At 61.2% G+C, this 20879-nt stretch carries 20 protein-coding genes; 5 read left to right on the top strand and 15 right to left on the bottom strand.

Features of this window, described 5'->3' with window-relative positions; translation table 11 throughout:
* Positions 1-114 precede the first annotated feature (114 nt).
* Positions 115-774: a ribonuclease HII gene (locus tag IP76_RS07505; protein WP_054157590.1), complete on the top strand. Its 660-nt coding sequence runs from the start codon at positions 115-117 to the stop codon at positions 772-774.
* Positions 775-842: 68 nt separating this feature from the next.
* Here IP76_RS07505 and IP76_RS07500 read toward each other — a convergent pair whose 3' ends face one another.
* The 11 genes from IP76_RS07500 to IP76_RS07450 form a co-directional block, all read right to left on the bottom strand.
* Positions 843-1331, bottom strand: a complete 489-nt coding sequence (locus IP76_RS07500) for a hypothetical protein (RefSeq protein ID WP_054157589.1) — start codon at positions 1329-1331, stop codon at positions 843-845.
* Positions 1332-1417: 86 nt separating this feature from the next.
* A complete protein-coding gene (locus tag IP76_RS07495) occupies positions 1418-1897 on the bottom strand; it encodes a F0F1 ATP synthase subunit B (protein WP_054157588.1) in 480 nt (159 codons plus the stop codon).
* A gap of 5 nt (positions 1898-1902) precedes the next feature.
* Entirely contained in the window at positions 1903-2493 is a 591-nt protein-coding gene (locus IP76_RS07490; RefSeq protein ID WP_054157587.1) for a F0F1 ATP synthase subunit B, read from the bottom strand.
* Between the two features lie 81 nt (positions 2494-2574).
* Positions 2575-2802, bottom strand: coding sequence for a F0F1 ATP synthase subunit C (locus IP76_RS07485; RefSeq protein WP_006726635.1), 228 nt, complete (start codon positions 2800-2802; stop codon positions 2575-2577).
* 72 nt (positions 2803-2874) lie between these two features.
* On the bottom strand, positions 2875-3624 hold the full coding sequence (locus IP76_RS07480) for a F0F1 ATP synthase subunit A (protein WP_054157612.1): 750 nt from the start codon (positions 3622-3624) through the stop codon (positions 2875-2877).
* 58 nt (positions 3625-3682) lie between these two features.
* Positions 3683-4045 carry an AtpZ/AtpI family protein gene (locus tag IP76_RS07475; protein WP_054157586.1) on the bottom strand — a complete coding sequence of 121 codons (363 nt, stop codon included), beginning with the start codon at positions 4043-4045 and terminating at the stop codon, positions 3683-3685.
* A gap of 383 nt (positions 4046-4428) precedes the next feature.
* Positions 4429-5610, bottom strand: a complete 1182-nt coding sequence (locus IP76_RS07470; RefSeq protein ID WP_054157585.1) for a cell wall hydrolase — start codon at positions 5608-5610, stop codon at positions 4429-4431.
* A gap of 166 nt (positions 5611-5776) precedes the next feature.
* The gene (locus IP76_RS07465; protein WP_054157584.1) at positions 5777-7678 is read right to left on the bottom strand and encodes a potassium transporter Kup; all 1902 of its coding nucleotides are present in this window, start codon (positions 7676-7678) and stop codon (positions 5777-5779) included.
* Between the two features lie 15 nt (positions 7679-7693).
* Positions 7694-8677, bottom strand: coding sequence for a magnesium transporter CorA family protein (locus tag IP76_RS07460; protein WP_054157583.1), 984 nt, complete (start codon positions 8675-8677; stop codon positions 7694-7696).
* A 299-nt stretch (positions 8678-8976) separates the two neighbouring features.
* A complete protein-coding gene (locus tag IP76_RS07455) occupies positions 8977-10149 on the bottom strand; it encodes an Mrp/NBP35 family ATP-binding protein (protein ID WP_054157582.1) in 1173 nt (390 codons plus the stop codon).
* A 329-nt stretch (positions 10150-10478) separates the two neighbouring features.
* Positions 10479-11216 carry an autoinducer binding domain-containing protein gene (locus IP76_RS07450; protein ID WP_054157581.1) on the bottom strand — a complete coding sequence of 246 codons (738 nt, stop codon included), beginning with the start codon at positions 11214-11216 and terminating at the stop codon, positions 10479-10481.
* Between the two features lie 362 nt (positions 11217-11578).
* Here IP76_RS07450 and IP76_RS07445 point away from each other — a divergent pair, with 362 nt between their 5' ends.
* A complete protein-coding gene (locus tag IP76_RS07445) occupies positions 11579-12463 on the top strand; it encodes an SMP-30/gluconolactonase/LRE family protein (RefSeq protein ID WP_054157580.1) in 885 nt (294 codons plus the stop codon).
* A 203-nt stretch (positions 12464-12666) separates the two neighbouring features.
* Positions 12667-13260: a PRC-barrel domain-containing protein gene (locus IP76_RS07440; RefSeq protein WP_054157579.1), complete on the top strand. Its 594-nt coding sequence runs from the start codon at positions 12667-12669 to the stop codon at positions 13258-13260.
* 108 nt (positions 13261-13368) lie between these two features.
* On the opposite strand, the gene IP76_RS07435 is transcribed toward IP76_RS07440, so the two are convergent.
* The gene (locus IP76_RS07435) at positions 13369-14730 is read right to left on the bottom strand and encodes a bifunctional diguanylate cyclase/phosphodiesterase (protein ID WP_054157578.1); all 1362 of its coding nucleotides are present in this window, start codon (positions 14728-14730) and stop codon (positions 13369-13371) included.
* A 117-nt stretch (positions 14731-14847) separates the two neighbouring features.
* Positions 14848-16569 (bottom strand): response regulator, encoded by a 1722-nt coding sequence (locus IP76_RS07430; RefSeq protein WP_245281415.1) that lies wholly within the window; start codon positions 16567-16569, stop codon positions 14848-14850.
* Between the two features lie 273 nt (positions 16570-16842).
* On the opposite strand from IP76_RS07430, the gene mutL reads away from it, so the two are divergent.
* Positions 16843-18696, top strand: a complete 1854-nt coding sequence (gene mutL, locus IP76_RS07425; protein ID WP_054157576.1) for a DNA mismatch repair endonuclease MutL — start codon at positions 16843-16845, stop codon at positions 18694-18696.
* 91 nt (positions 18697-18787) lie between these two features.
* Complete coding sequence (locus tag IP76_RS07420) at positions 18788-19018, top strand: DUF2093 domain-containing protein (RefSeq protein WP_054157575.1); 231 nt, start codon at positions 18788-18790, stop codon at positions 19016-19018.
* A gap of 3 nt (positions 19019-19021) precedes the next feature.
* Here IP76_RS07420 and lpxK read toward each other — a convergent pair whose 3' ends face one another.
* Both lpxK and IP76_RS07410 read right to left on the bottom strand, forming a co-directional pair.
* On the bottom strand, positions 19022-20056 hold the full coding sequence (gene lpxK, locus IP76_RS07415) for a tetraacyldisaccharide 4'-kinase (protein WP_054157611.1): 1035 nt from the start codon (positions 20054-20056) through the stop codon (positions 19022-19024).
* 105 nt (positions 20057-20161) lie between these two features.
* Positions 20162-20869: an HAD family hydrolase gene (locus tag IP76_RS07410; RefSeq protein ID WP_054157574.1), complete on the bottom strand. Its 708-nt coding sequence runs from the start codon at positions 20867-20869 to the stop codon at positions 20162-20164.
* Positions 20870-20879: the final 10 nt, after the last annotated feature.

Below are 20879 nucleotides of genomic sequence, written 5' to 3'. Positions count from 1 at the left end.
GGTCATCCGCCGCCTCGCGCCGGATGTAGTCCCTGGTAGCCGCCCCTTTCGACTTCACCGACGAAAGGGACCGGGGACTTGCAGGAGGTCGGGTGCGCGTGCGATTTCTGCCGCATGAAAACGCGCACGCCACCCGATTCTCCTGACCTCTTCGCAGACCTTCCGCTTCTCCCGGATTTTTCGATCGAGACCCGCGCCAGGCACCGGGGCATGTGGCCTGTCGCTGGCACGGATGAGGCCGGGCGTGGGCCACTCGCGGGGCCGGTCGTGGCCGCAGCCGTCATTCTCGATCCGGATAACATACCGGCAGGGCTGAACGATTCGAAGAAACTGTCGCTGAAGCAGCGGGAAATTCTCTTCGAGGCGATCATGGCGGCAGCAACCGTCTCGATTGCTTCGTCCTCTCCGCGCCATATCGATCTGGTCGACATCCGCAAGGCGAGCCTTGATGCCATGCGGCGAGCCGTTGCCGGACTGCCAGTCAGGGCGCATCATGTCCTCGCCGACGGACGCGACGTCCCGCCAGGACTTTCCTGCAGCGGCGAGGCGGTGGTCAAGGGGGACGCACGATCCGTCTCGATTGCAGCGGCCTCGATCATCGCCAAGGTGATGCGCGACCGGATGATGGCGCGGGCCGGGCTTCTCTATCGTGACTACGGGTTTGAAGTGCATGCCGGCTATGGCACGGAACGTCACCGCGGCGCGATTGCCAGCCACGGCCCCTGCCCGCTGCACCGGATGAGTTTCCGCCCGCTCAGGGTCGAGGCAGACTGACCGCAGGCGGCCACTATTTCGCAGCGAGTGCGGAGCACCAGCGCTCGTTCGGCGTCAGCGCGAAAACCTCAGGTGCCGCAGGTGTCGATCAGCTTTTGCGCGGCCTCTTTGGCGCCTGCCAAGGGAAGCTCTGTCACATCGCCCTCGACGCTGATCGAAAGCGTGTCGGCCGCCGAGAGCAGTTCGCCCAAGTCCCGCTCGCCACCTGCCGCCATTGCGCCCTCGAGGATAAAGAGATCGTCCATCTCGAGCCGGAAACCGGTGGTCTCGATGATGCGCACGGCCTTGCCGGCGGTCAGGGTGAGGTCAAAGGCCTGATCCGGCTTCGCGGACTTCGGTTCGTGGGAATAGACCACGTTGATCGGACCATTCTTTCCCTCACAGGAGAAAGAGAGAACCACGTGGTCGCTCTCGGCGACACCATAGACAAGCGATGCAACCCCCTCCCCGCTCCAGCCATGCCAGGCGAGTTCTTCGGTCGCAGATAGCGATGACGCATTGCTGAGCAGAGCCCCGGCGAAAAGCAGCGTCGAAATTACAGGCCTGCGCTGAGACATATAATATCCTCCAATGAAAAACGCCCCGACCGGGCGAACCGATCGGGGCGTTTCACAAATTCTGCGGTGTGAAGCCTGGTCCGAACTCAGTTCAGACGGGACTTTACCTCACTGACGGAGGCGTTGAACAGGGCCTGCTGAACGCCGTCATCGGCCTTCTTGACCAGAACCTTCTCGGCAGCGGCAATTGCAAGATCAACAGCCGCAGAGCGCACGGCATTGACCGCTTCGCTTTCTGCCTGCTTGATCTTCTGCTCGGAGAGTGCGTTGCGACGTGCAATGAACTCCTCGGTCTTCTGCTTGGCTTCAGCGGTCAGGGATGCTGCTTCGCGCTCGGCAGCCGATACGATGGCGGCGGCTTCGGCTTCAGCTTCCTTGCGCTTGCGCTGGTATTCGGCCAGCAGATGCTGGGCCTCTTCGCGCAGACGCTTGGCTTCTGCCAATTCGTCACGGATCTTGTCGGCACGGGCGTCGAGGCTCTTCGCCATCATGCCCGGCACCTTCAGATAGGCGAGCAGGGCAAGAAAGAGAACGAGGCCAACGAGGGCAAAAAATGTTGCGTCCATGGACCTCAGGCTCCCTGCTTGGCAACGCCGGAAACGGCGGCCTTGATGTCGGCTGCGGTTGCCTTCGTGCCAATCAGCTTTTCGACAATCGTGCTGACGGTATCGATGGCAATCGTGTCGACTTCCGCAAAGGCCTTTGTCTTGATCTCGGCAATGCGGGTTTCAGCAGCGGCAATCTTGGCTGCAAGCTCTGCTTCGACCGCAGCGCGCTCAGCGTCGGCCTTGGCCTTGGCGGCGTCACGGGCAGCACCTGCGATCTGGCCGGCTTTCGCCTTGGCCGTCGTCAGTTCGCGCTCGTAGGTTTCGATGGCGGCATCAGCCTCGGTCTTGAGGCGCGATGCCTCATCGAGATCCTGTGCAATCCGATCATGGCGGTTTTCGAGAATGCCGCCGACACGGGGAACGATAACCTTCTGCATGAGCATGTAGAAGACGCCGAACGTGATCACCAGCCAGAGAAGCTGCGACGGGTAGGTCGACGTATCGAAAGGCGGGAACACACCGCCACCATGCGCCGCGTCATTGGCTACGCCGGTTTCCGTGTGAAGCTGGCCTTCTGCCGGAGTTTCCTCGGCATAGGCGGGGGTCACAAACATGCTCACCTCCAGGTGTATGCTCAAATGCGCGAGATCACGGCTGCCTCATCGGCGCGCCGTGATCCCAAACTCCAGCCGGTATTAGACGGCGAACAGGAGAAGGAGAGCGATGAGCAGCGAGAAGATGCCCAGAGCTTCCGTAACGGCGAAGCCGAATACCAGACGGCCGAACTGGCTGTCAGCAGCCGACGGGTTGCGCAGTGCGCCGGTCAGGTAGTCACCGAAGATACGGCCGAGAGCGAGGGACGTACCAGCCATGCCGAGGCATGCGAGACCCGCGCCGATGTACTTTGCTGCTTCCGCTTCCATATGGATACTCCTTCGAATGGGTTGTTGCGGCTGTTTATGACACCCGGCGAGCCGGGGCCAGCGACTTTATTCTCAGTGGCCACCATGCACGGCGTCGTTCAGGTACATGCAGGTCAGTACCGCGAAGACGTAGGCTTGCAGGAAGGCAACGAGAAATTCGAGACCGGTCATGGCGACCGTCATGATGAGGGGCAGGATTGCGCCGCCGATGCCGATCGCACCCATGGCGCTCATCGAGGCAACGAAGCCGGCAAAGACCTTCAGCGTGATGTGACCGGCCAGCATGTTGGCGAAAAGACGAACCGAAAGGCTGATCGGACGCGACAGGAAGGACACAACCTCGATCGCGGACACGAGCGGCAGAAGCGCGCCCGGTACGCCAGACGGCGCAAAAATCGAGAGGAAGTGCAGTCCGTGCTTATAGAAGCCGTAGACCAGGACCGTCAGGATGACGAAGAGCGCCAGCGCAAAGGTCACGATGATCTGGCTGGTGATCGTGAAGAAGTAGGGGAACATGCCGAGCAGGTTCGCCGTCAGGACGAACATGAACAGCGAGAAGACCATGGGGAAGAACTTCATGCCCTTGGAGCCAGCACCTTCGCGCAGCATCGAGGCGATGAATTCATAGGCCATCTCGGCGACCGACTGCATGCGCGTCGGAATCAGGCCACGGTTCGAGGTCGAGAAGTAAAGGAAACCCGATGCGGCCGCGACAGTCGCAACCATGAACAGCGAGGCATTGGTGAACGAAAAATCGATCCCGCCGATCTCGATCGGAACAATCTTCTGGATCAGGAACTGATGCGTAGGATCGTTTGACACGTTCTGCTCTTTCAATTTCGCCGCCGAAGCGGTCACTTTACGTCTCGGGTCCGCCGCCTTAGCGACCGTTGCCCTTGTCTTCCAGGTCCATCTTGCGGTCTGCCGGATGCGGCGATGCCACGATCCCGACGACACGCATGACGTTCAACACTCCAGCACAGAAGCCAATCAAGAGCATGACGATCATGCCCCAAGGCGATGTGCCGACAAAGTGGTCGAAAAGATAGCCCAAAAGCGTGCCGACGATGATGGCAGAGATGAACTCGCTCGAGATCTTCATCGCCATGCCGTAGCCCTTGCGGGTTTCGTCGGCGTTGATGTCGGCCCGTTCCTCGTCCCTGACCTTGTCCTCCCTGACAGAGAGTTGTTCGGCCAGTCGTTTGCGTCGCTCTTCCAGACCTTCTTCCCGGTTATCCGTCATGGTTATCCCCGCTCCGCCTTCCCTGAGCCGCTATCGCGCCCGAAACGAATGCAAAAACGGCGGCAATAAAACCCGTCCGGCCCGCTTTGAAGTCGGCCGCACCATAATTTTGAGCCCCTGCATAGTCAAGGCATTGAGGCTGCAAGTTTCACCACAAATTAACCCAACAAAATCATGGATTTAAGCCATTGCGGGCGTTTTCACACAAATGACGGAGGGCAAAACGGGTCACTTGGCCGCGGGCGGCGACCAGAATCTGCCACATTGACGTGGATGGCGGCGCTTCGGAAGCCGATGCCCGTGACGTTACACACAGCATGGACAAACATGGCGGGCAACGCTGCCCATTCCGGCAGTCGCGCCAGGCTGGTGGCTGGTCTCTATCAGGTCCAACCGCCACCGAAGGTGCGATAGAAGATGTGCTTACCGATCTTTTCGACGCGCTTCATCGTTGGCGCCCAGTTCGGATGGACATAAGTCGCATGGTAGTGCGTGGCGGAGCCGACATCCTTGAACCAGATCTTGCCCGCCGTGACGGCCATGGCAATTTCCTTGGCCATGCGCCAGTGGCGTGGCGAGGTGACGATGTCCGGAATGCGGTCACAGGCGAAAGAGAACTGGCAGCGGTTGCGCAGGTCCTCATTCTGGTAAACCACACCGCAAATCGTGTTCGGATAATGCGGATTGCGCACGCGGTTGAGGATGACCTGCGCGACGGCGGCCTGGCCCTTCACCGATTCCCCGCGCGCCTCGAAGTAAATGCCTTGCGCGAGGCACTTCTGCTCCTTTTCGGAGAAGACATCAGGCGGCAGCGGCGTGGCGGCCCAAGAGTGATCCTTGGCGTCGATGTCCGGGATGAATCGTCCGCTGGTCTCGGTTTCCGGCGCCAGGATCGAGTTGAAAGGCGAAACGCTGGCATAGTCCGGTGCTGGCGGCGCGTAAGCGGTGGCCAGAACGTCTGGCGTCGAATTGGTGACGAGTTCGGCAACCATTGGCGACAGAGACGGATCGGCCTTCGGCGTCTCGCGCTTGAAGTAGAAGCTGGCGAGTTCGACCGGCTTGGTTTTGGTCTTGTCCTTGACGAATGCGGATGGCTCCAGCGTTTTCGGCTCCATCAAGAAACTGGTGCGCTCCAGAATGGAACCGGCTGAGAAGGCGCGCGGCGGCAGCATCTGCTGCACGGCAACCACCCTGCCCTTCTTCATGTCACGGGTGACGCGCATCTCGTCCGGCAAAGGATCGGCCGCGGCCTTGCCACCATCAAATGCAATGCGGCGGCCATCTGGCAGGATGACGCCCGCGCCGCCAGCCAGAGCTTCAGACGCTTCGGCATCCGAGAAGGCAAGCTTCGCCTCGTGGATCGAGCCGGCAGGCGTGGAGGTAAGAACCATGCGCCAATTGCTCGCGCCGCGGTCGGCGCCAGCCAGAAGCCCGGCCAGATCAGCCTGGGCTGCGACGGATGGGAAAATGAGCCAAGAGGCGAGACCGAACACCAGGGGAGAGGTCCAGTTCTCCAAGCGGGACAGGACCTTCTTCGAACGGCGGGACTGGGAACGCAAAGCCATACTCCGACACAATCGACGCGAAACAGACAGGAACACTATCGACAAACTATCTCCCGTTAACCTTGATGCTTGGTTAACGCCGCCGGAGATCGGTGTCGGATCTGTTTGGCCATAGGAACATGGCCGACCAAAGGCGACCGGCCAGGCGCATCGATGGTGGTGTGAACTAGATCACAACATGCGAGCCGAGTTCGATCACTCGGTTCGCTGGCAGACGGAAGTAATCGGAGGGATCGGCGGCCGTTTCGGCCATGGCAATGTAGAGCCGGTCCTGCCAGTGGGGCATGCCCATGCCTGCAGCGGCCACGAGTTTGCGGCGGCCGAGATAGAAGGAGGTCGACATGATGTCGAACTTCAGGCCACCGCGGCGCAAGGTCGCGAGTGTCTTGGAGACGTTCTGGGTCTCCATGAAACCGAAGCGAATCTCGACGCGCGAGAAGCGGGAGGACAATTCCTCGACGGCGAAGCGCTCGCCCTCCGTGACACGCGGGCGCCCGAGGGTCCGGATCGTCAGGATGATGTTGCGCTCGTGCAGCACGTGGTTGTGCTTGAGATTGTGCATCAGCGCCGCCGGCGCCCGGGTCGGATCGCTGGTGAGAAAGATCGCGGTACCGGCGACAGCGGCCGGGCCGTGCTCGCCCTTCTTCTCGATCATCTCGATGAAGGCATCGAGCGGAATGTCGTCCCGTCTTGTTTTGGCAAACAGGATCGCCGTTCCACGGCGCCACGTCCACATGACGATGGTGATGGCAAAAGCAAACAGGACGGGAATGTAGCCGCCATCCTGGATCTTGAGGAGGTTTGCCCCCAGGAAAACAAGTTCAAGTGCGAGAAGCGGCATCAGCACGACCAAGGCGGTCAACAGGCTCCAGCCCCAATTCTTGCGGACGAATTCGAAGGCCATAATGGTGGTCACCACCATCGCCCCCGTGACCGAGATGCCATAGGCGGTTGCCAGCGCCTCTGAACTTCCGAACACAAGGACCAGCACCAGGACGCCAACGAGCAGCAGCGTGTTGACCGAGGGCAGATAGATCTGTCCGGTCTGCGTCTCGGAGGTGAACAGAATGCGCATGCGCGGCAGGAAGCCGAGATGGATGGCCTGGCGGACCAGCGAGAAGGCCCCGGTAATCACGGCCTGACTGGCGATGATCGTGGCAAAGGTCGCAAGGATGACAATCGGCAGCAGTGCCCAGGAGGGGAACATCAGGAAGAAGGGATCGGACATCGCCTCCGGATTGTGAAGGACGAGCGCGCCCTGCCCCAGATAGTTCAGCACCAGCGCCGGGAAGACCAGGGCAAACCAGGCCAACTGGATCGGCTTTCGGCCAAAATGGCCGAGATCGGCATAGAGCGCTTCTGCCCCTGTAACCGTCAGGAAGACGGCACCGAGAACGACGATGCCGAGAAACCCCTCGCGCAGCATGAAGCTTGCCGCGTACCAGGGATTGAAGGCAGCGAAGATGCCGACGTCGTCGAAGATATGATAGATGCCGCCTGCAGCCATGACGATAAACCAGAGTGCGGTGATCGGGCCGAAGAAGCGGGCGACAGCGCCGGTTCCATGCGACTGCACGGCAAAAAGGCCAATCAGGATAGCCAGTGAGATCGGGACGATGAAATCGGCCAGATCCGGCGCCACGAGCTTGAGCCCTTCGACCGCCGACAGGACCGAAAGCGCTGGCGTGATCATGGAATCGCCGAGGAAAAGGGCTGCACCGATGAGGCCCAGTACCATCAGGATCGGTCCGTGCCCGTTTGCCGTCTTCGATAGAAGCGCCAGCAGCGAGAGCGTGCCGCCCTCCCCGTCATTGTCGGCTCTCAGCAGGAAGAGCACATATTTGAGGGTAACGATGATGGTCAGTGACCAGATCATCAGCGAGATGAGCCCGATGACCTCAACGCGCGTGATGCCGTCAACGCCGATCGGCTTCAACGCCTCGCGAAAGGCATAGAGCGGGCTCGTTCCGATATCGCCATAGACGACGCCGACGGAACCGAGGGCGAGAGCCAGGAAGGCACGGGTGTCCTTGGGGCCGGCATCGGCCTGATGTTCGACAGTCTGCATGGGACTTCAGGCTCTTCAGAGCCAGCCTTTCCAACGGAAAAACAGGAAGGGAACAATGGCGGACACCAGCATGCCGACCAGCGCCAGTGGATAACCGAACTGCCACTGAAGTTCCGGCATCAGCTGGAAGTTCATTCCATAGATCGATGCAACAAGCGTCGGCGGCAAGAAGACCACGGAAGCGATCGAGAAGATCTTGATGATAGCGTTCTGCTCGACATTGATCAGACCAAGCGAGGCATCCAGCATGAAAGTGATGTTGTTGGCGACAAAGGCCGCGTGCTCGCCGAGCGAATTGAGGTCTCGGGACAGAAGGGAGCAGAGCTCGACGGCTTCCTCATCGCGGCGGATGGCCGGCTGCGCTTGCAGGAAGGCGACGAGGCGCGAGAGGGAGACGAGACTGTCCCGGACCTTGCTCACCAGCTGGTGATGCCTTGCGATGGTCAGGAGCTTGTCTTCGAGAAAGTGCGGTGGGCGCCGCTTGGCGGCCTTTCGGTCGACAAACACCGTGATCGACAAGTCGTCGAGGCGTGTCGCCAGCATTTCGAGCACCTCGGCCGTCCGATCGACAACCGTTTCCAACAGACGGCAGGCCAGGGTCGCACCGGAACGGCAATGTCCATTGCCATTGCCGCGCAGCAGGCCCGCACTGAAAAGGGCGAAGGACTTTGGCTCCGCATAACGAATGGTGATCAACCGATCCTCATGCAGGATGAAGGCGATATCGGTGAGCAACGGCAAGTCGGTCTCGGCCCGATAGATCAGCGATCCAGCCATATAGACCGTACCGTTTTCGACATAGAGGCGGCTCGACGGCTCGATGTCCTTGAGCTCCTCCCGCGTCGGCAAGGGAATTCCCAGCCTCGCTTCGACGAACAGCTCCTCCTCGCGGCTCGGGCTGATCAGATCGATCCAGACGATATCGTCGGTAAATTTAGCATAAGCCGGATCCACGCCGATCACTTCGGCTTTGCCGTCTTTTCTGTAGGCCCTGATCAAGAATGATCACCTTCGTCCGCACCGTATCCGGCAATGGCGCGGACCAAATCACACTCCGGCATCGCTTGCCAAGTCTTATCTTGCACGACTGAATTGCAGGCTCCGCACGGCTGAACCCGTCAAGCGACCGGCCGAAACCACAGCTTGATCTCGGTCAACGCGTCCGGAATCGACTGGCGCGATGGTCGTTGGTGATCGTTTCGCGCTGGTGAGCGTCCAAGCCCCCGACCCAAGAAGCCGGGCCTGCGCGACCCGCCGCCTCCTTGCGCCTCTGCGTTCGGGGGCGGCGGCCCTTGCTCCTATTCAAAAACGATTGAGGGTGCCGCACGACCAGAACGGGTCTTCACCTGATCCCAGACCTTCTCGGCGATGTCGCGGTAGATGCGCGCCTGCGGCCCATCGGGTTCGGCAGCCACCACGGGCGTTCCGGCATCAGACATTTCGCGGATCGAGATTGTCAGCGGCACCTCGCCGAGGAAGGGCACGCCAATCGTCTCAGCTTCGGTCTTTGCCCCACCATGGCCGAAAATATCATAGCGGTTGCCGGTATCGGGGGCGATGAAATAGCTCATGTTCTCAACAATGCCGAGGACCGGAACCTCAACCTTGTTGAACATGTTCAGCCCCTTGCGCGCATCGATCAGCGCCAGATCCTGCGGTGTCGAGACGATGACGGCACCGGTCAGCGGCACCTGCTGCGCCATGGTCAACTGTGCATCGCCAGTGCCCGGCGGCATGTCGACCACGAGCACGTCGAGATCGCCCCAGGCGACTTCCCGCAGCATCTGCATCAACGCCGACTGCACCATCGGACCGCGCCAGATCATCGCCGTGCCTTCATCGACGAGGAAGCCCATCGACATCACTTTGATGCCGTAGTTTTCCATGGGCACGATGATGCGGTTCTCGATCTGCTGCGGACGGCCGGTGATGCCGAGGAGGCGCGGCATGGAGGGGCCATAGACATCGGCATCGAGAATGCCGACGCTGAGGCCATTCGCCTTGAAGGCGAGTGCAAGATTGACGGCCGTAGTCGACTTGCCGACGCCGCCTTTGCCGGAGGCCACCGCGATGATGGCGCCCACACCGGGAACACCTGCCTTGCCGCGCGGGCCGGCCGGCTGACCCGTCGGTGCCGGACCATGGCTGTGGCCGTGACTATGCCCGTGGCTGTGGGCGGCAGGGGCGGCTTGCGGGCGCGGCGGCGCGGCACTTCCCTGCTTTCGCTCGGCCGTCAGGCTGACCACGGCACCCTTGACACCGGCAAGCGCCTTGACGGTGCGCTCGGCCGCCTGACGCAGCGGCTCCAGCGCATCGGCACGGTCTGCGGGCACATTGATCGAGAAGTAGACCTTGCCTTCGGAAATGAAGATGTCGGACACCATGCCGAGGTCGACGATGTTTCCGTCGAGATCGGGTCCCCGGACACCGGTCAGGGCCTGGCGTACGATCTCGCGTGTCAACTCTGTCATGTCATGTCCTTCTGCGTCTTGTCGCGTCCGGCCTTAGATAATGGAGCGACACGACTTCGCCAACAGGCATCGCATGCCTGCGTCGACATATACCGCGCTGGATGCGAGAAAAGAAAAGCCGCCACGTGGTGCCGGACGGCCCCTATGGCGGCTTCTCCTTGCAGGACCCTTGACAGGTGCCTTGCTACGTCCCCTCTGGACTGATCCTCAAGATGCAGGATCCGTGCCAGATTGTGCAGCGCAGTATCGGCCGCTTAATGCTGCGAAATCCGTGGCTTCGTGCGAAGAAAGCAGGCGGAATGGCGCTCAAAAAAGCGCCAGTTGAGCATCTACTTGATCAGGCCGAGGCGCAGGGCCTTTGCAACGGCCTGCGTGCGGTTGACCGCATCGAGCTTCTTGGTCGCCCGATTGAGGTAGTGGTTGATGGTGTGCTCGGAGAGGGTCAGGATTTCGGCGATCTCGACGCTGGTCTTGCCAGCGGCCGTCCAGTTGAGGCAGTCGAGCTCGCGCTCCGTCAGCATGTCGCTGTTGCGGCTGTCCAGTTCCCGGATTTCCGCCAGCTGGTTGAAGACGAAGATCGACAGATAGGTCAGGTCCTTCATCTCGTCATTGGTGAAGGGCTGGCGATCGCCACTGAGCGAGATCGCGCCGCGCGCGCCTGATGCGTCATGCACTGGGAAATAAGCCCCCCTGTTCATTCTGAACCGGGTGAAGAGGGCTCTTGAAACCGCAGCCGTCTGCGCGTCACGTTTCAGGTCGCTGCGCTCCACGTCGTAGCGGAACGGAATGGAGGCCCTGCGCAGATGCGCCAGAACCGGGCTTCCGGCCAGAAGGCCGACCTGGTCGAATTCGGAAATCAGATCGGATGGCCAATTGGTGATGATCGAGCTGCTGGCGAGGCTGAGTGCCGTCGGACCCGGCAGATTGACCACCATGAAGGCACGGGAGCCATATTGCTCGGTCACGCGCTTCATGAACCGGAAGACGTCGAACTGCGTTTTGAACCCCGACACTTCTTCAACCAAAGTGTCGATCCGGCTTTCCTTCACATTCTCCAACGGACTCATGGCTTCGTCATTTCCGCGCCAGCGACAACCCGGTCGATCAGACGTACCCGCCGATACCGATCATCCCCGTCGTTTCCCATCATATCGTCCAGGTGCCAGCAGAGCATCCAAAAAATCCATCATCAATGCCATCGCGAACCACCTCTGGTAACATGTATCGAGGCGCCGCATTACAAAATAGATCATGCCGGAATAACGTGAAGGCGAAAGATTCGAAAACCGAATCCGCCTCCAATAATTGGGTGAGGATAAGCCCCTGCGGCTTTGGGGGTCCAGATAGGCCTTCAATTTTACCGTAAACCCCTGTTAGACAAAGGTCTGACGCCTAAAAACACGACCGAGATTTCGGCAGGAGACAACGCATGGTCGCAACTGAGACATTCAAGGGCACGGTTCTTTCGAAAGAGTGCCTGGAACTGGGCGAAGGCCCGTCCTACGATCCGATCACGGGACGCCTCTGGTGGTTCGATATCCTCGGATCCACGCTCTGCGAGCTCGATGTCGAGCGTGGCCAGACCTACACGCATGCCCTGCCATTCAAGGGCAGCGTCATCGCCTCGGTGGACGACCAGCGCCAGATGCTGGCGTCTGACAAGGGGCTCTACCTGCGCGACCGCCAATCCGGCGTCCTCACGCCATACGTCCAGATCGAGGACAAGCCGAGCAATCGGTCGAATGACGGGCGCGTGCATCCAAGCGGCGCCTTGTGGATCGGCACGATGAGCCGGACGGCGGAAACCGGCGCCGGCGCCATCTTCCATATTGCCGGAACGCAGGTGACCAAGCTGTTCGAGGCTGTCAGCATTCCGAACGGCATCTGCTTCTCGCCGGATGGCACGATCGGCTATTTTAACGACTCGAAGGTCAACCACATGATGAGCGTCGAGCTTGACCCGCTCACCGGTCTGCCGCGTTCGGCGCCGAAAGTGCTGATCGACCAATCCGCACGCAAGGGCGTGATCGACGGTTCCGTGACGGATCTCGAAGGCACAATCTGGAATTCCAACTGGGATGGGGGTGCTGTGGATCGCTATTCGCCGGACGGTCGTCACCTGTCGCGCCATGCCGTTCCGGTAAGTCGCCCAACCTGCCCCGCCTTCTTCGGCAAGGCCCTCGATCGTCTTGCCGTCACCTCCTGCTGGGAAGGCCTGACTGACGAAGAACGTGGCAACGAACCGCTGGCTGGTGCGCTTTTCGATCTTGGTGTCAGCGTTCGCGGCAAGCCGGAACCGCTGTTCAAGCTTTGATCTCCGTCCTGTCATAGATCGCTTAAAAAGGAGGCCCGCAAACCACGTTTTGCGGGTTTTGTTCCGTCAAAACAACAAAATAAACCTGCGACGGATAACGGAACGAACGCGGCCAAAGGGCATTTTCCCCTCGAACCGACAAGGCAGCAGCATCTCGCAGCCAAGTCATTCGATAGAGAATTCGAGAGGAAAGGTAGTCCATCATGAAGAAGTCCTTCAAGACCCTCGCCGCAGCTCTGCTGCTCGGCTCCACCGCCATGGCCCCGGTCGCTTTTGCCCAGGATGCCACGACCACTCCCCCTGCCACGACTGGCACGGAAGCCCCGGCCGTTGCGCCTGCTGCCCCTGACGCTACCAACGGCGCCATGAGCACGACCACTGCCGCTTCTGCCTCTTCGGCCACCTATCTGACCGAGCAGGCTGAAAACCACATCAGCGTCAACGATTTCATGGGTGAGGCAATCTACACCGCCGACAATGAAACGATCGGCAACATCAATGACCTGCTCGTTGAGAAGGATGGCGGTGTTGTCGCGGCTGTTGTCGGCGTCGGCGGTTTCCTCGGCATCGGCTCAAAGGATGTCGCAATCCCGTTCGACAAGATCACCATCACCCGCGAAGCGGCTGAGAACGGTGCGGAGGGCGAAGCCCGCCTGACGACCACTGAAACGGCTGAAAGCCTGACCAACGCGCCGGAGTTCCGCACGCTGGACGACCAGGCTGCTGATGCTGGCAATGCGACCGGTACCGGCGTGGCTCCGACCGACGGCACGACGACCTCGTCGACGGGTAACTAATCCCCGGAATGAGGGACCTGTTGCGGTCGACGACCACACAAGCCTCATGGGCGGCGCTTCGGCGCCGCCTTTTGGTGTTTTGGCCATCCTGAACGATGGTCGCAAGCGTCAGGCGGTTACCCGGTCGATGACCGCGAATTCGTGATGATGTTCGAGCAGGTAGCGCAAGGTGGCACCAGAATCGGCCGGCTTGCCGAAATGGTATCCCTGCCCCATGCCGCAACCGAGCTGCCGCAAGGCTTCGGCTTCCGCTTCCGTCTCGATGCCCTCGGCGACGACTTCGAGTTCCAAGCCCTTGCACATGGTGACGATCGCCCGGACGATGTGTTCGGAAATGCGGTCGGTGGTGATGGCGGAGACGAAGGCGCGGTCGATCTTGACCTTGTCGAAGGTAAATTCGCGCAGGCGCCCAAGGCTGGATTGGCCCGTGCCGAAATCATCCAGGGATATGCGGATGCCGGCGTCCTTTAGCTCGCGGATGATCCTCCGGGCTGTATCGGCCGAGGACATGACGGCCGTTTCGGTGATTTCCATTTCAAGCCGGCGCGGATCGAAGCCAACGCTGTTGAGGATGGACAAGGTGTTGAATGAGGTGCGCGGGTCCATCAGCTGGACCGAAGACAGGTTAAAGGAAAGGAAGAGGTCGCGGGGCCAAGCGAGCGTCGCTTCCGCTGCCTTGCGCAACAGTGTTTCGGACAGCGTGTCGATAAAGCCTCGTTCTTCTGCGAGCGGCACGAAGACGGCCGGTGAAACGAAACCGAGATCGGGATCGATCCAGCGAGCGAGCGCTTCGAAGCCGAGCACGCGCCCATCGACAAGGCGGACGATCGGCTGGAAGTGGACATCAACCGTGTCATTGATGATGGCATTGCGCAGCGCCTGTTCCAGCTGCGTCGCGCGCTTCATTTCCTGGGCAATTTCGCGGGAATAGACGGTGATCTGACCGCGGCCACGACGTTTCGAGCGATAGAGCGCGGTCTCGGCGCTCTTCATCAGATCCTCGAAATCGCCGCCGGCAAAGGGGTAGACAGCAAAGCCGAGCGAGGCCGATAGCCGGACATTGCGATCGCCGAGGTCGTAAGGCGCAGAGAGCACATCCTTGATCAGCTGGCCCGCGCGATCGGCACCATTGCGCTCGAAAACCAGCGGCAGAATGACGGCAAATTCATCCCCATCATGCCGCGTGACGGTCGCACCATCCGGCACACAGGCCTTCAGGCGATGCGCGACCTGGCACAGGATTTCATCGCCGGCTGATTGTCCGAAGAGATCGTTGATCGGCTTGAAACCGTCCAGGTTGACGATGCCGACAGTGAAGGGTGCAGGGTCTGCCGAACGGTCAGCCGCGAGCTGGCGCACCTTGTCGCGCAGGCGCACACGATTTCCCAGACCGGTCAGGCGATCGGTGTAGGTCAGATTCGATTGCTCGTCCTGGTCACCGTGCTCGGCTTTGGTTCCAGCGGGACCCATTCACTCTTCCTGGTACGCCTCAACATGTTCCAGAATGCAGCGCAAGCCTTAATAAAAGCATATCGAGGGCGGCTCCACACAGCCGTCCGTCACCCCATAATCAGGGGTGATTGAACATTATGCGGCCGAACGCGCAAGTTCGGGTGCATGCCGCTGGATGACCTGCTCTATGACATCAGGGCTCAGAGGCTTGAGGATCACCTCGTCCATGCCGGCAGCATAGCAGGCTTCGCGATCGCGATCGAAGGCATGGGGCAGGACGCCGATGATCGGCATGCGCGCGGGTGTGTCGTCTTCTGCTGCGCGGATGCGGCTGGCGGCTTCGAAGCCGTTCACGATCGGCAAGGTGACATCCATCAGGATAAGAGCCGGGTTGAGGTCCCGCCAGGCGGCGATGACCTCCTCGCCATCAGCACAGATCCGATAGGCATGGCCCAGTCCATCAAGGATCTGGGAAAAGACGATCTGGTTGATCTCGTTGTCTTCGGCCACAAGGATGAGCGACTGGCGGCTCGGCGGCTGAGGCTTTTCGATGACCTGGACAGAGTCGACGACAACCGGTGGATCGTCCTCGGTGCAGATTTCCCAATCGTCGACCGGCGCCGGGTCCGACTGCAGCGCCGTCAATCTGTCGAGAATCGCGAAGGCGAGATCCGAAGGCTCCTCACCATCCTCGACGGTCAGGTAGTCGATCTCCTGCGCCTGGATCAGGCCAAGGCACTGCATGTCGACCCTGATATCGACAATGGCGAGATCAATCGACACGCTGACGGAGCGGGCGACATCCAGAAAGGCCTCGAGTTCGTCGTCGTTGCGAACGCAGCAGGAATCAAGGCCGAGCAAACTCAGAAGGTCGAGCATTTCGCGCTCGAAGGCGGGCTCGCCACTGACCACCAGTGCCTTGCGGCCAGCAAGGCGGCCACCGGCCTTTTCCTTATCCGCATCCATCACCGACGGGAGAGCCTCCGCCTGGGAATGTCCAGAGATGCCATCACCGCTGTCGGCAAGCGCACCGCCGTCATCCAGGCTGGAGACAAGAAAGTATCGACCTGGCTTGCCGACGCGCTGCATGTGGATGCGCATCATCCGCAATGCAGATCCGTGAACCCGCATCTCCAGCGCCAGCGACGCGGTGACGCCGGTTTCGAGAACCTCGCGCGACAGTTCCAGCAGCCGCTCGGCGACGGCGTGCTCGAAGACATCGTGGAGCGGGCTGCCCAATGCCTGTTCACTTCCCACCGACAAGGTGGAGCAGAAGATCTTGTTGACGGCAACGACATGCAGGCTGCGGTCCTGGACAAAAACCGGATGGGCGAGATTGTCGAGAATTTCCTCTGTCAGCTGGACGCGCTCGACATCGGCTCGCCACTGGTCCTCGCGGCGCTTCTGGTCGGTCACGTCCGTCATGATGCAGAAGCCAAAACCCGAGGCGAGGCGACGCTTGCTGTAGCGGGTCCAGCGCTTGCCATCTTCCCAGACCTGCATTTCGAACCGTTCGCGCCAGTGCGCCGCAATCTGGCGTGTCAGCCATTCGTCACGTGTCGGCGTTTCGTCGTTGCCCTGCCCCGGGACCAGATGCCGCCAGCCGGCCGCATAAGCCGTTTCGAGAATGTCGCGCAGGCGCGTTCCCAGGCGAAAGGTGTCAGTCGGCAGATTGAGGTAGTTGGTGACGTTGCGGCTGGCGAAGATGAGATGGTCGTTGCGGTCATAAACGAGAACGGCTGCCTGCAGCGCTTCGGACATGGCCTCGAGCAGCGCCGGCTGTAGCGGGGCGTCTGGCAGGATATCGCGCAAAGCGCCCAATCCTCCCTCGCCGGAAACCGGAGTCAACTCTTTCAAACTACAGCCTCTAACGACGACGCCGAGACAATCGGCGGTCATTCCTCAAAGTGACGCCTGTGCGCAACATGCCGGGCCTTCCTGACGGAGCTTGCGGTAAAATCGGAACGCCCCGGCAGGCGCCCCCCGCCGGCCGAAACCGAGCCCTGGGACATGTCAAGTCATGGATCAAATTAAAGCATCTGCGTTAAGAGCCACTTAATGCCTGCGGCAAGACGGGGGAGAGCGCGATTTTTCCCTTTCCGTCTCTGCCCGAATCCCCGAAAATGGGGAATGTTCATCAAGCAACTCTCCGAAACCCTGATCAACCAGATCGCCGCGGGCGAAGTCATCGAGCGCCCGGCAAGCGCTGCGAAGGAATTGATCGAAAATGCCATCGACGCCGGCGCGACCCGCATCGAGGTAGCGACGGCTGCCGGCGGCAAGACACTGCTTCGGGTGATCGACAATGGCTGCGGCATGGCGCCGGAGGATCTGGAGCTCTCGATCCGCCGTCACTGCACCTCCAAGCTCAGCGAAACGCTGTTCGACATCCGCTCGCTCGGCTTTCGCGGCGAGGCGCTGCCCTCGATCGGCTCCGTCGCCAAGCTGACGATCACCAGCCGCCCAACGGGTGCGACCTCGGGTTCGGAAATCGCGGTGGTTGGCGGCAAGGTCGGCTCGGTTCGTCCAGCCCCGTCGAATCCGGGGACGACCGTCGAGGTTCGCGACCTCTTCTTCGCCACCCCTGCCCGGCTCAAGTTCCTCAAGACCGACAAGGCGGAAACTGCCGCGATCACCGAAATCGTCAAGCGCATGGCGATCGCCTTTCCCGCGATCCGCTTCGTGCTGTCAGGCACGGATCGCAGCACGCTGGAATTTCCCTCCACCGGCGACGATCATCTGGCCCGCATCGCGCAGGTTCTGGGCGCCGACTTCCGCGACAATGCCATTGAGCTTGATGCCGAGCGCGAAGGCGTAGCGCTCTCCGGTTTCGCCGGACTGCCGACATTCAATCGTGGAAATTCGGCCCACCAATATGCCTTTGTCAACGGACGCCCGGTGCAGGACAAGCAGATCCTGTCGGCGATCCGCGGCGCCTATGCCGAAACCGTACCACATGGGCGCTATCCGGTTGCCGTTCTATCGTTGAAACTTGATCCGGCCCTGGTTGACGTCAACGTGCATCCGGCGAAATCCGACGTGCGTTTCCGCGACACGCAGCTCGTGCGCGGGTTGATCGTCGGCGCGATCCGCCAGGCCCTGCAGCGGGACGGCGACCGGGCGGCAACGACGGGTGCGGGGGGCATGTTGCGCGCCTTCCGCCCCGGCTTCAGCCCGCCACCTTCGACCACCTGGACCGCCGCCACCTCGCCATCGCGGCCACTTGCCTTACCGACGTCCACGGTTCACGGCTTTGCCGGGACAGCGCCCGCCTATGCAGCGCCCAGCCCTTCGCCGAGCGGGTTTTCCGAAGCGACGCAGGCGGCTTTTGCAAGCCTTGCCGAACCGGCTGCCCGCGCCGAGCCCGCCCCCGGTGGCAATGCCACGGTCGAGGCGCTGGCGAGCTATCCGCTGGGGGCTGCGCGGGCGCAGGTGCATGCCAACTACATCGTCGCGCAGACGCAGGACGGACTTGTTATCGTCGACCAGCATGCCGCCCATGAGCGGCTGGTCTATGAGCAGATGCGCAAGGCGCTGACCGGCCGCCGTCTCCCCTCACAGGGACTGCTGATCCCCGAGATCATCGACCTGCCGGAAGAGGATTGCGACCGGCTGATGAGCCATGCCGAAGGCCTGGAGCAGCTCGGGCTCGCAATCGAGCGTTTTGGCCCCGGCGCGATTGCGGTTCGCGAGACCCCCGCCATGCTGGGCGAGATGGATGCGGTGAAGCTGGTGCGCGATCTCGCCGATGAGATTGCCGAGTGGGATACCGCCGACCGGCTGTCCGTGAAGCTTGAACATGTCGCTGCGACCATGGCCTGTCATGGCTCGGTGCGCTCGGGACGGCAGCTCAGGGTCGAGGAAATGAACGCGCTTCTGCGGCAGATGGAGCAGACACCGGGATCGGGCCAGTGCAATCACGGCCGCCCGACCTATGTCGAGTTGAAGCTCTCCGATATCGAACGGCTGTTCGGGCGCAGTTGACGAAGGTCGCGATGTTTCGCCCGAAGGGGCTTCAAATCCCGGAAGGGGCGCTGTATTGCAGTTTCAGGACAGACGGCGCAGGAGAAGAGTGATGAACCGTTTCGAAGGCAGCGGCAACCGCGAGGCCAAGATCCGCTATCTCGACGCCGACTTCCAGATCCTCTCGCCGGGCCATCATGTGGTGTGCGCGATTACGGGCAAATCCATCCTGGTTGACGAACTCAAATACTGGAGCGTCGCGCGCCAGGAGGCCTATGCGGATGCAGGCGCCTCCCTGGAAGCCGAAAAACGCGCGGGCGCCCTGCCCAACCAGAAGCGCTGAAGCTCAGTCCGTCTTCTTCAACTGACGCTGCCGGCAGGCGGCAATCGCCAGATCGATGATCCGCGATGGCGCTTCGGGATCGTCGAAGACCATGTCGACCTCGACCACCATCGATTTTTCCAGCAATTCCTCCGCCTTGCCATGCTGGCCACTCAGCCGGACATGATCCTTTGCAGTGGTCACAAGCTGAAGGTCTTCTGCCTCTGATCGCTGCAACAGATCGGCGATCTCGTCGTCTTCCAACTGATGATGATCGGGAAATCCCTGCCGATCGACGATTTCGGCACCCAGATCTGCCAGCGTGCGATAGAACTTGTTGGGATCGGCTATCCCCGCGAATGGGAAAACCCGGCGACCGCGAAGGAGGTCGGGATCGCGCGGCAAGACATCCGACCGCAGCACAGGCTTGCCGCCGCGGGATGCCTGGCGGACGAACTGGTCTGCCGCATCGCCCTTGCCGACCTTCAGGATCGCATCGAGATGGTGCATCTGCACCGCGATCGGCGCACGCACCGGTCCGGCCGGCACGATCGCGCCATTGCCGATACCGCGGAAGCTGTCAACGACGATCAGCGCATAGTCGACGACAAGTCGCGCGCTCTGGAAGCCGTCATCCATGATGATCAGGTCGACGCCCTCTTCGACGAGTTTTTCGGCGCCGGCAATGCGGCGTCTCGAAATGACGGTCAGGGCTTCGCGGGCCAGAAGAAGCGGTTCGTCACCGACGGCCGTCGAGCGATGATGGCCGGGGTCGACGATAGTGGTGACATCGAGTGTGCCGCCATAACCGCGGCTGAGGATGCCAGGCTTCAAGCCCTTTTCGACGGCTGCTCGCGCAATCGCGACGGCGGTCGGGGTCTTGCCGGCACCGCCGACGGTAAAGTTGCCGACACAGATGACCGGGACCGGCACGGCATGACGGCGCCGCCGGTTCATGAGCGTGCCGGCTACTCGGCCATAGACCGTTGCGATGGGCCAGAGGCTCCATGCACGCCAGTCCTTCCGGGTCCACCAGAATGGCGGTGCTTCTGAAACCATCATCGCCTCGATCAAACGCCTGCCCTTCAGGCAGCTGTGGGGTCGACAAGAAGCATTCACCGGGCGGGCCGGTCAAGCGCAAAGGTCACACCCGGCAACCGTGTGTCAGGCGAGCATGGCCTCAAGTTCGGTGATATCGGCGAGCACCATGTCGGAATGCTGCTCAAGCGTCTGGCGCGTACCCGTCCCGGAAAGGACGCCGACCTTCAGGCCGGCACCGGCTGCATGGCCCATAAGGAGATCGTGATTGTTGTCGCCAACCACCGCGACCTGATGCGGTGACAGCCCCGTCTTGGCGCAGAAACCGAGAACCATGCCGGCTTCGGGTTTGGCGCCATGACCACTGTCATAACCGGCGACATAGTCAAGGAAACCGAGAATGCCGAAACGTTCGGCGGCGACGCGGATCGACCGCTCATTGTCACTGGAGGCAATGCCCAGGCGCAGGCCCCTTGCATGCAATCTTTCAAACAGCGGCAGAAGATCGGTGACGGCCACGGACAGCTCCGCTGCCTCGGCGAAGAAATCATCGATGCGCGGAACCAGAACGTCGAGCGTAAGGGTAGAGCCGGCTGCGGCCATGCCCTCGGCGATTTCACGGGTATTGCCGGAGGCAAACAGGCTGTCGGGCGTGATTGCCCCGGTGACCGGATCCATGCCGCAGGCTGCAAGCAAACGATCCGCCAGTTCCGCATCACCGTCTGCCGCAAAGGTTGCCACCTTACGGTTGACCGGGCCCCAGCTGGCGTCAAAATCAAGCAGCGTGCCGTCCTTGTCGAACAGGATGCCCGAAATGGCTGGCTGACGCGTCATGATGATCCTG

It is taken from the genome of Rhizobium sp. AAP43 (assembly GCF_001296045.1).
In the GTDB taxonomy this organism is placed as follows: Bacteria; Pseudomonadota; Alphaproteobacteria; order Rhizobiales; family Rhizobiaceae; genus Allorhizobium.
The sequence above is the reverse complement of the archived record's forward strand: the minus strand, read 5'-3'. Positions and strand labels throughout refer to the sequence as shown.

Coding starts and splice junctions, on each gene's coding strand:
- IP76_RS07470 (WP_054157585.1), bottom strand. CDS start 5,610: ATGGCTTTGCGTTCCCAGTCCCGCCGTTCGAAGAAGGTCCTGTCCCGC.
- IP76_RS07420 (WP_054157575.1), top strand. CDS start 18,788: ATGAACCGTTTCGAAGGCAGCGGCAACCGCGAGGCCAAGATCCGCTAT.
- IP76_RS07445 (WP_054157580.1), top strand. CDS start 11,579: ATGGTCGCAACTGAGACATTCAAGGGCACGGTTCTTTCGAAAGAGTGC.
- IP76_RS07455 (WP_054157582.1), bottom strand. CDS start 10,149: ATGACAGAGTTGACACGCGAGATCGTACGCCAGGCCCTGACCGGTGTC.
- IP76_RS07475 (WP_054157586.1), bottom strand. CDS start 4,045: ATGACGGATAACCGGGAAGAAGGTCTGGAAGAGCGACGCAAACGACTG.
- IP76_RS07410 (WP_054157574.1), bottom strand. CDS start 20,869: ATGACGCGTCAGCCAGCCATTTCGGGCATCCTGTTCGACAAGGACGGC.
- mutL (WP_054157576.1), top strand. CDS start 16,843: ATGTTCATCAAGCAACTCTCCGAAACCCTGATCAACCAGATCGCCGCG.
- IP76_RS07505 (WP_054157590.1), top strand. CDS start 115: ATGAAAACGCGCACGCCACCCGATTCTCCTGACCTCTTCGCAGACCTT.
- IP76_RS07485 (WP_006726635.1), bottom strand. CDS start 2,802: ATGGAAGCGGAAGCAGCAAAGTACATCGGCGCGGGTCTCGCATGCCTC.
- IP76_RS07450 (WP_054157581.1), bottom strand. CDS start 11,216: ATGAGTCCGTTGGAGAATGTGAAGGAAAGCCGGATCGACACTTTGGTT.
- IP76_RS07500 (WP_054157589.1), bottom strand. CDS start 1,331: ATGTCTCAGCGCAGGCCTGTAATTTCGACGCTGCTTTTCGCCGGGGCT.
- IP76_RS07495 (WP_054157588.1), bottom strand. CDS start 1,897: ATGGACGCAACATTTTTTGCCCTCGTTGGCCTCGTTCTCTTTCTTGCC.
- IP76_RS07490 (WP_054157587.1), bottom strand. CDS start 2,493: ATGTTTGTGACCCCCGCCTATGCCGAGGAAACTCCGGCAGAAGGCCAG.
- lpxK (WP_054157611.1), bottom strand. CDS start 20,056: ATGGTTTCAGAAGCACCGCCATTCTGGTGGACCCGGAAGGACTGGCGT.
- IP76_RS07435 (WP_054157578.1), bottom strand. CDS start 14,730: ATGGGTCCCGCTGGAACCAAAGCCGAGCACGGTGACCAGGACGAGCAA.
- IP76_RS07440 (WP_054157579.1), top strand. CDS start 12,667: ATGAAGAAGTCCTTCAAGACCCTCGCCGCAGCTCTGCTGCTCGGCTCC.
- IP76_RS07465 (WP_054157584.1), bottom strand. CDS start 7,678: ATGCAGACTGTCGAACATCAGGCCGATGCCGGCCCCAAGGACACCCGT.